Consider the following 8676-nt stretch of genomic DNA (forward strand, 5'->3'; position numbering starts at 1 on the left):
AAAACCTTCAAAAGAAACTTGTTTCTTCATTCCAAAGTAAGGGATTGAAATTCAATGAATATGAAAAGACGCTTGTCTAAGGTCAACGTCAAAATTCCGTCACTACAAATAAACACATTTTCCAGAAGATGTGCAAGCTTTATGCTAAAAAAAGGGAGAAAAACATAAGTTTCCTCCCTTTTTGACAGTTATTTGCAGTTTTTACTTACTTATTCTTGCTCAACACCCCATTGTTGTTTAGCCAAACGTTTGTAGTTGTTGTATCTCCACTTCGCGTTTTCTTTGGCTGAAGCAAACAGCTCGGCTGCTTCCTGAGGATATTGTTTCATTACGGAAGAATAGCGAACTTCACCTTTCAGGAAGTCTTCAAAAGCATCCCATTCTGGTTCTTTGCTGTCCAATGTAAACGGATTCTGTCCTTCGGCTTCCAACGCTGGGTTGTAGCGCCACAGGTGCCAGTATCCACATTTTACAGCTTTTTCTTCTTCTGCCTGGCTCTTGCCCATTCCGGATCTTAATCCGTGAGCGATACAAGGAGCATAAGCAATTACGATAGAAGGTCCGTCATAAGCTTCCGCTTCACGGATTGCTTTCAGGGTTTGTGCCTGATCAGCACCCATAGCAATCTGAGCAACATATACATATCCGTAGGTAGAAGCGATCAGCCCCAGGTCTTTTTTACGGATACGTTTTCCGGCTGCAGCAAACTTAGCGATAGCTCCTACCGGTGTAGCTTTTGAAGACTGGCCTCCCGTATTAGAATATACTTCCGTGTCGAGCACCAGGATATTCACGTCGCGGCCTGACGCCAGCACATGATCCAATCCTCCGAAACCGATATCGTAAGCAGCTCCGTCACCACCAATGATCCACTGGGATTTCTTGATGATATATTTACTCAAAGACGCTATTTCTTTGCAAATGTCACATTTGTCTGCATTGGCTTTCACCAGCGGAGTGATCTTTGCTTCCAGTTCTATTGTCTTTTCTGCGTTATTTTTGTTGGCAGTCCATTCTTCGAACAATTCTTTTCCGCCAGCCGGACAGTCTTTTTCTATTGCCTGCTTCATCAGTTTTTCCAAACGTTCCCGCATGGCGTCAACTGCCAGGTTCATACCCATTCCGTATTCGGCAAAGTCTTCAAACAATGAGTTAGCCCACGCTGGTCCGTGACCGCTTTCTCCTTGTGTATAAGGAGTAGAAGGTACAGAACCTGAATAGATAGAAGAACAACCGGTAGCATTTGCTATCATCTGACGCTCGCCGAACAACTGAGTTAACAGTTTCACATACGGAGTTTCACCGCAACCGGAGCAAGCACCGGAGAACTCAAATAACGGAGTAGCAAACTGAGAATTCTTCACATTGGCACTGATATTTACCAAGTGTTGTTTGCTCTTCACCTGGTCTGTGCAATATTCCCAGTTAGGAGCTTCCTGTATCTGGCTTTCCAGTGTAACCATTTCAAGTGCTTTGCCTTGCTTGTTACCCGGACAAACGTCGGCACAGTTACCACAACCCAGACAGTCTAATACAGACACCTGGATACGGAACTTCATACCATCGAATTGTTTTCCGGTAGCTTTCAGCATATCATTAAACGGCGCTTTGCTCTGCTCTGCTTCATCCAATACAAACGGACGGATAGAAGCGTGAGGACAAACATACGCACACTTGTTACATTGGATACAGTTTTCTGACGTCCAAACAGGAACGTGAGATGCTACACCACGTTTTTCATATTTAGCTGTTCCTTGCTGCCAGGTACCGTCTTCAATACCTACAAAAGTAGAAACAGGCAATAAATCTCCATCCTGAGCATTAATTACGTTTACAACGTTCTTAATGAAGTCCGGTTGATTCTTTTTGTCGCTTTCTTCGTCCGGCAGGTTCGCCCATTCGGGTTTCACTGTCATTTGATTGTAAGCGCCACCCTGATCTACGGCTGCATAGTTCATATTTACAATCGCTTCTCCCTTGTTGCCATATGACTTAACGATGAATTTCTTCATCTGCTCGATAGCCAGATCTACAGGGATTACTTTTGTAATACGGAAGAATGCCGACTGCAAGATAGTATTGGTACGGTTGCCCAGACCAATTTCTTCTGCAATCTTTGTTGCATTCATATAATATACAGTGATCTTTTTCTTGGCAAAATAACGTTTGATTTTATTCGGCAGATTCTTTTCCAGCTCTTCGTCATTCCAGATTGTATTCAAAAGGAATGTTCCGTTTTCGCGAAGGCCGCGTGTTACGTCATACATACGCAGGTATGCCTGTACGTGACAAGCCACGAAGTTTGGCGTATTTACCTGATAGGTAGAACGGATCGGTTCGTCTCCGAAACGAAGGTGAGAACAGGTGAAACCTCCCGACTTCTTAGAGTCGTAAGAGAAGTATGCCTGGCAATATTTGTTAGTATTATCACCGATAATCTTGATTGAGTTCTTATTAGCTCCTACTGTACCGTCGGCACCCAAACCATAGAACTTGGCTTCAAACATTCCGTCGCCACCCATAGCTATTTCTTCCTGTTGTGGAAGAGAAGTAAAGGTTACGTCGTCTACAATACCGATGGTAAAGCCATTCTTCGGCATCGGCAAAGAAAGATTTTCATACACAGCCAAAATCTGAGCCGGAGTCGTGTCTTTAGAAGACAAACCATAGCGGCCACCGATAACTAACGGAGCACCTTCTTGTCCGTAGTAGATATCTTTTACATCCATGTATAGAGGTTCTCCGTTGGCTCCCGGTTCTTTTGTGCGGTCTAATACAGCGATACGTTTAGCTGTTTTAGGCATAGCAGCCAGGAAGTGCTTAGCAGAGAAAGGACGATACAAGTGAACAGCCAAAAGCCCTACTTTTTCACCCTTAGCTGTCAGGTGATCAATCGTTTCGCGGATAGCTTCCGTTACAGATCCCATAGCGATAATTACGCGGTCGGCATCTGCAGCTCCGTAATAATCAAACAATCCGTATTTACGGCCTGTAATAGCAGAAAGCTCTTTCATGTATTCTTCCACTATTTCCGGAACAGCTTCATAATATTTGTTAGAGGCTTCTCTGTGCTGGAAGAATGCATCGGGGTTTTCTGCCATACCGCGAGCCACCGGGTTTTCCGGATTCAATGAGCGGCTACGGAATTCAGCCAATGCTTTCTGGTCGATCAGATGTGCTACATCTTCATTTTCCAGCATTTCAATTTTCTGTATTTCGTGAGAAGTACGGAATCCGTCGAAGAAGTTTACAAACGGTACGCGAGACTTGATTGTAGCTAGGTGTGCTACAGCAGCCAGGTCCATTACTTCCTGCACAGAACCTTCAGCCAACATGGCAAAGCCGGTCTGACGGCAAGCCATTACGTCCTGATGGTCGCCAAAGATAGAAAGCGCATGCGAAGCGATTGTACGGGCAGACACATGGAATACACAAGGTAAGAGTTCACCTGCTATCTTATACATATTGGGGATCATCAACAACAACCCCTGCGATGCAGTATAGGTAGTTGTCAGAGCGCCAGCCTGCAAAGAACCGTGAAGAGCACCGGCTGCCCCACCTTCCGATTGCATTTCCTGCACCAAAACCTTTTCTCCGAAAATGTTTTTACGTCCGGCAGCAGCCCACTCATCTACATATTCGGCCATTGTAGACGAAGGAGTAATGGGATAAATAGCCGCCACCTCACTAAACATATACGAGATGTGCGCAGCAGCTTGATTACCATCACAAGTTAAGAATTTCTTTTGCTTTGTCATTTCTAAATTAATAATTATGTAACACTATTCTTTCAATACAAAAATCCAAACAGCCAAAGCGGGATAAGATTTTCACTTCCTACCTCGGCTTTATCTATCGCATAGTACAAATCGGGATTGTTACGTACTTTCAGGGATTCTTCTATCCTGAAGTTGTAAGTCCCGTCAACTAAAAAATGGGCGTTCTTCACTCCCGTATTCAGCTTGTTTCCTTTATGCAGCATATTATAGAAAAAGGTTTCCCTTATCGCCTGATTATTTACATCCGCCGGGCGGATAGGATACATCAGGTTTGTATTATGCATATAAACTCTTGCTGGTTTTTTAGGGAATGTATCGCCTTCATTGTAAAGCATATTAGTCAGGCGGGCGTCTGTCAGATATTTAATATAATTCATCACCGTAGCCCGGCTGGTTTCTATGTCTTTGCTTAACTGACTGACATTAGGAGCACAAGGCGCACTAATGGCCAGCAAATATAGCAATTTCCTTAGCTTGGGCAAATAACTTTGCTCTATTTGTTTAATATATAATACGTCTACCTCGAGCATCATGTTCATTGTCTTCAGCAGGTTCTCCGAGAAGTTTCTTTTCTCCAGAAAAAAGGGATAATATCCATGATGCAGGTAATCCTGAAAGAAAGCCATCGGCTTTACTTTGGAACAAATTGATTCGGCAATTATCGTATGATCGGCCAGAATCTCTTCAAAAGAATAAACAGGAAAAGAAGTATTGGCCATCAGGTTCAGAAATTCCCGAAAAGAGAAACCTCGTAAATTATAGGACGCAGCACGGCCGGACAAGTCCGGGTTTTCTTCTTTCAAACGCATGACCGACGAGCCTGAAAAGACAATACGCAAATCGGGGAAGTGATCGTAGCAATAACGTAACTCATGCGACCATCCCGGGTATTTGAATACTTGGTCGATAAGCAGTACTTTTCCGCCTTTTGCTCTGAATTCGGCAGCAAAATCTATGATGCTACATTCCGTGAAATAGAAATGGTTCAGGTTGATATACAAACACTCCCGGTTGTCTTTTCCGAAAAACTCCCGCGCATATTCAAGCAGAAAGGTGGTTTTACCCACCCCTCTCGAACCTTTGATTCCGATAAGGCGGTCGTTCCAGTCAACTTCATCCATTAACAATCTCCTCACCGAAGAATACGTGTGTTCGAGTAAGTAGTTATGTGTCCGAAAGAATGTTTCCACGATAATACGTTGTTATTTCCTGCAAAAATAACAAAAATCCATGATTTGCAATACCGAGATAGCAAAATAAATATTAATTTACCAATCCGAAATGGCATTTATCCTAAAAATATTTGCTCACGTGCAAATAAAAATAGCTCACGTCCTACTGAAAATAGGAGGCGAGCTATTTATTAGTTTCAGATATCCTTTATTCTATAACCTTTACCCAGCCGTATGGATCTGGCTCGTCGCCGGTTTGAATAGCCAATAGTTTCTTGTACAACTTCTCACAGGTAGCTCCGGGCTCTCCGTCTTTTGAAAAAATGTATGATTTGTTTTCATCCAAGTCATCAATCTTTGAGATCGGAGTAATAACGGCTGCTGTTCCGCATTCTGCCGCTTCATCAAAAGTGCTCAGTTCCTCTACTGCAATAGGACGGCGTTCTACCGTAAGTCCCATATCGGTAGCCAGTTGTTGCAGGCTCTTGTTCGTAATAGAAGGGAGAATAGAGTTTGAAGCCGGAGTAATATAGTTATTTCCTTTGATAGCAAAGAAGTTAGCCGGTCCACATTCGTCTAGATACTTCTTCTCTTTCGGATCCAGGTACAGAACAGCAGCATAGCCTTTACTTTGTGCCTTCGTTCCGGCTGCAAGACTGGCGGCATAGTTTCCACCTACTTTGATGGTTCCTGTTCCCTGCGGAGCTGCCCTGTCGTATCCGCGCATGATACATACCGGAGCCGGTTTGAAGCCACTCTTGAAATAAGGGCCAACCGGAGTTACAAATACCATGAAAAGATATTCGCTTGCCGGCTTTACTCCTACCTGGGCACCCAGACCAATCAACAACGGACGAATGTATAACGACGCTCCGCTTCCATAAGGAGGTACAAAGCGCTCGTTTAATTTTACAACCTTACGAACTGCTTCTTCAAATCTTTCTACCGGAAATTCGGCCATCATGATTCCCTGGCTCGAAGAAATCATACGTTTGCCATTCTCTTCCATACGAAAAACACGAGTCTTACCATCTTTACCCTTAAAGGCCTTGAGTCCTTCAAACGCCTCTTGCCCGTAATGGAGACAGGTAGCCGCCATATGAATATTGATTATTTCCGAGGAGCTAACTTCCAGTTCGCCCCATTTACCATCACGATAATAACATCTGACGTTATAGTCTGTTTTCATATATCCGAACGTAAGTTCAGACCAGTTAATTCCATTCATAAGATTGTCTTCTATTAGATTTAAATCACAAATTTAATCTATTTCACAATAATTGCTACATTTGCAACGAAAATAAACTATCAAAAAGTGAGACGTCGTGATTTCTTAAAAGCATCAACTGCGAGTTGTGTTTTATTTTTCGCTTGCAATAACAAACAAGCAACCGGATATACGCATTATCTGGACCCAGAAGTAGGAAAAGAAACGACACTTGAAGGAGAGGTCGTACATGTCTGCCCGATAAAAGGGAAGAAGATGAAATTACGACTTTCCGATGGTGAAATCATCTGCGTATTGCCTGCCGACAATGAACCCTTTGAAAAGGGCTTATGGGATAAAAAAAAGGTGAAAATCAGCGGAATGTTGAGCGAAAGCAAACTTTCCAGAAAAACTATCGCTGTTAATTACGAGGAGAAAAAACTGCTTTGTCACATCGACCAGACTCCCTGTCTTGATACACAATGGGCAGAAAACCGCTGGAAAGATGGCTCTGCAGAGAACCTATTGAATAGAGACAATGAAAAGTTGCAAAAGAAAATGCACGAAACAAAGGTGAACTTTATTCAGGTCTTTTCTATTACGGCAAAAAATATTATTGAGATATAAATAAAACTATGAGGGTTATCGATCATATCAGGAACAGTAAGCAAACGGCTTTTTCTTTTGAAATTCTTCCCCCTTTAAAAGGGAATAGTGTACAAAAAGTATATAGTGTTATTGACAAATTGCGCGAATTTGATCCTAAATATATCAATATCACCTCGCATCATAGCGAATTTATTTACAAAACATTAGCCGACGGTAGCTACCAACGGGTAAACATACGCAAACGTCCCGGTTCGGTAGCTATTGCCTCTGCCATTCAGAACAAATACGGCATCATTGCTGTTCCACATATTATCTGCAAAGGATTCAGCAAAGACGAAACGGAATACGCACTGATCGACTTGAACTTTCTGGGAGTATATGATCTGTTGTTGCTCCGGGGAGATGTGAAAACGCTTGACCCAAACTTGGACAAAAGCCAGTTTCATGATTATGCTATAGAACTTCAGGAGCAGGTAAACAACTTTAATAAAGGTATTGCCGTAGACGGCTCTACATTTGAAGCAAACGAAACTCCTTTCTCTTACGGAATGGCTTGCTATCCAGAGAAGCACGAAGAGGCTCCGAATATAGAATCGGACATTTACTATGCCAAAAAGAAAGTAGAAAACGGTGCCGACTACCTGGTGACTCAAATGTTCTTCGACAATGAAAAATATTACACCTTTGTGGATCGTTGCCGTGCCGAAGGCATTACCGTGCCGATTATCCCTGGTGTAAAACCCATTGTTTTCAAAAATCAGCTGACTATACTTCCTAAAGTTTTCCGCTCAGACATTCCCGAAGCATTAGCAAAAGAGCTGCGGAAATGCAAAACCGACGAGGATGCAAAAGCTGTAGGTGTAGAATGGTGTACCATGCAATGTAAAGATCTGATGGTTCATCAGGTTCCCAGCCTGCATTTCTATTCGTTCATGGCAACCGAGAGTGTATACCAGGTAGCAAAAGAGGTATATTAATCCTCCTTTTTCAATATTTCCTTTACGTGAGTTTTTAAGATGTGAAAAGCTGGTGCTGCCATAGCGCCATGGTCGTATCCATCTAGTTCATATAAGTAGGTTTCCTTATGTCCTGCGACTTTCATCATGCGCCAGAAGTAAGCGTTTTCTTCATAGCGTCCCAGTAGTTCCAACTCCCTGTCTCCGGAAACTATAACCAAAGGCGGAGCGTCAGGACGCACATAATAGAGCGGAGCAAATTCATCAATGCTGGGTTGTGTGTCTTTCATTCCTTTGGACTGTCTGTATGCAAAATGGCTGATTGCATGTCCGCTGAAAGGGATCAGTCCGGCTATCCGGTCGGTATCTATGTGATAGGCTTCAAGCCATTTTTTATCCAATCCAATCATGGAGGTCAGATATCCCCCTGCCGAATGTCCTGACACAAATATCTTATGAGGATCGCCTCCAAACTGCCCTATTTCGTTAAAAGTCCAGGCAACTGCAGCTGCGGCATCCTGCAAGCAGTCCGAGAGTTGGGCCTTCGGAAGCAGACGGTAATTTACCGCCACAACAGCCAATCCACAGTTCTTCAGTTGCTCGGGAATATGCTTTTTGCCTGAAGAAAGTCCACCTCCATGAAACCAAACTACCGTAGCAAAGCCTTTCTCGCCCTCCGGATAGTAAACATCCAGTTTGCAACGTTCCCGACTATAAGCGTCTCCATCTGTACGATAATTCAGATTTTCAACTATCTTATAAGCAGTAACTGTTTGAGCAAAAGCAATATTCACAAACAGAAGGGATAGCAACGATAATAGGATTCTCTTCATAACTTTCTATATTAAACAGGCATACAATAATACAAATTTAATTGATTTGCAAAGAAACCACTTTCCTCTAAACAAACAAAGGAGTTGTTTCTAAATATTGAAACAACTCCTTTAGTTTAG

The 8676-nt window shown here is 42.9% G+C and carries 6 protein-coding genes; 2 read left to right on the forward strand and 4 right to left on the reverse strand.

Features of this window, described 5'->3' with window-relative positions; genetic code table 11:
- Positions 1–209: 209 nt before the first annotated feature.
- The 3 genes from nifJ to M2470_RS17410 all read right to left on the reverse strand — a co-directional run bounded on the left by nifJ (position 210) and on the right by M2470_RS17410 (position 6179).
- Positions 210–3758, reverse strand: coding sequence for a pyruvate:ferredoxin (flavodoxin) oxidoreductase (nifJ, locus tag M2470_RS17400; RefSeq protein WP_280746282.1), 3549 nt, complete (start codon positions 3756–3758; stop codon positions 210–212).
- A 32-nt stretch (positions 3759–3790) separates the two neighbouring features.
- On the reverse strand, positions 3791–4969 hold the full coding sequence (locus M2470_RS17405; protein WP_280746283.1) for an AAA family ATPase: 1179 nt from the start codon (positions 4967–4969) through the stop codon (positions 3791–3793).
- Positions 4970–5159: 190 nt separating this feature from the next.
- The gene (locus tag M2470_RS17410; protein WP_280746284.1) at positions 5160–6179 is read right to left on the reverse strand and encodes a branched-chain amino acid aminotransferase; all 1020 of its coding nucleotides are present in this window, start codon (positions 6177–6179) and stop codon (positions 5160–5162) included.
- Between the two features lie 255 nt (positions 6180–6434).
- Between M2470_RS17410 and M2470_RS17415 the strand changes: the two genes are divergently transcribed.
- On the forward strand, positions 6435–6785 hold the full coding sequence (locus tag M2470_RS17415; RefSeq protein WP_280746285.1) for a hypothetical protein: 351 nt from the start codon (positions 6435–6437) through the stop codon (positions 6783–6785).
- An 8-nt stretch (positions 6786–6793) separates the two neighbouring features.
- The gene (locus M2470_RS17420) at positions 6794–7744 is read left to right on the forward strand and encodes a methylenetetrahydrofolate reductase (protein WP_280746286.1); all 951 of its coding nucleotides are present in this window, start codon (positions 6794–6796) and stop codon (positions 7742–7744) included.
- On the opposite strand, the gene M2470_RS17425 is transcribed toward M2470_RS17420, so the two are convergent.
- A complete protein-coding gene (locus tag M2470_RS17425) occupies positions 7741–8556 on the reverse strand; it encodes an alpha/beta hydrolase (protein ID WP_280746287.1) in 816 nt (271 codons plus the stop codon). The two genes, M2470_RS17420 and M2470_RS17425, sit on opposite strands and share 4 nt — an antisense overlap.
- Between the last annotated feature and the right edge of the window lie 120 nt (positions 8557–8676).

It is taken from the genome of Parabacteroides sp. PH5-46 (assembly GCF_029892785.1).
GTDB lineage: Bacteria > Bacteroidota > Bacteroidia > Bacteroidales > Tannerellaceae > DFXE01.

What these genes read in the sequence shown, in the direction of transcription:
- nifJ (WP_280746282.1), bottom strand. Translation starts at nt 3,758, where the DNA reads ATGACAAAGCAAAAGAAATTCTTAACTTGTGATGGTAATCAAGCTGCT.
- M2470_RS17410 (WP_280746284.1), bottom strand. Translation starts at nt 6,179, where the DNA reads ATGAATGGAATTAACTGGTCTGAACTTACGTTCGGATATATGAAAACA.
- M2470_RS17415 (WP_280746285.1), top strand. Translation starts at nt 6,435, where the DNA reads ATGAAATTACGACTTTCCGATGGTGAAATCATCTGCGTATTGCCTGCC.
- M2470_RS17420 (WP_280746286.1), top strand. Translation starts at nt 6,794, where the DNA reads ATGAGGGTTATCGATCATATCAGGAACAGTAAGCAAACGGCTTTTTCT.
- M2470_RS17425 (WP_280746287.1), bottom strand. Translation starts at nt 8,556, where the DNA reads ATGAAGAGAATCCTATTATCGTTGCTATCCCTTCTGTTTGTGAATATT.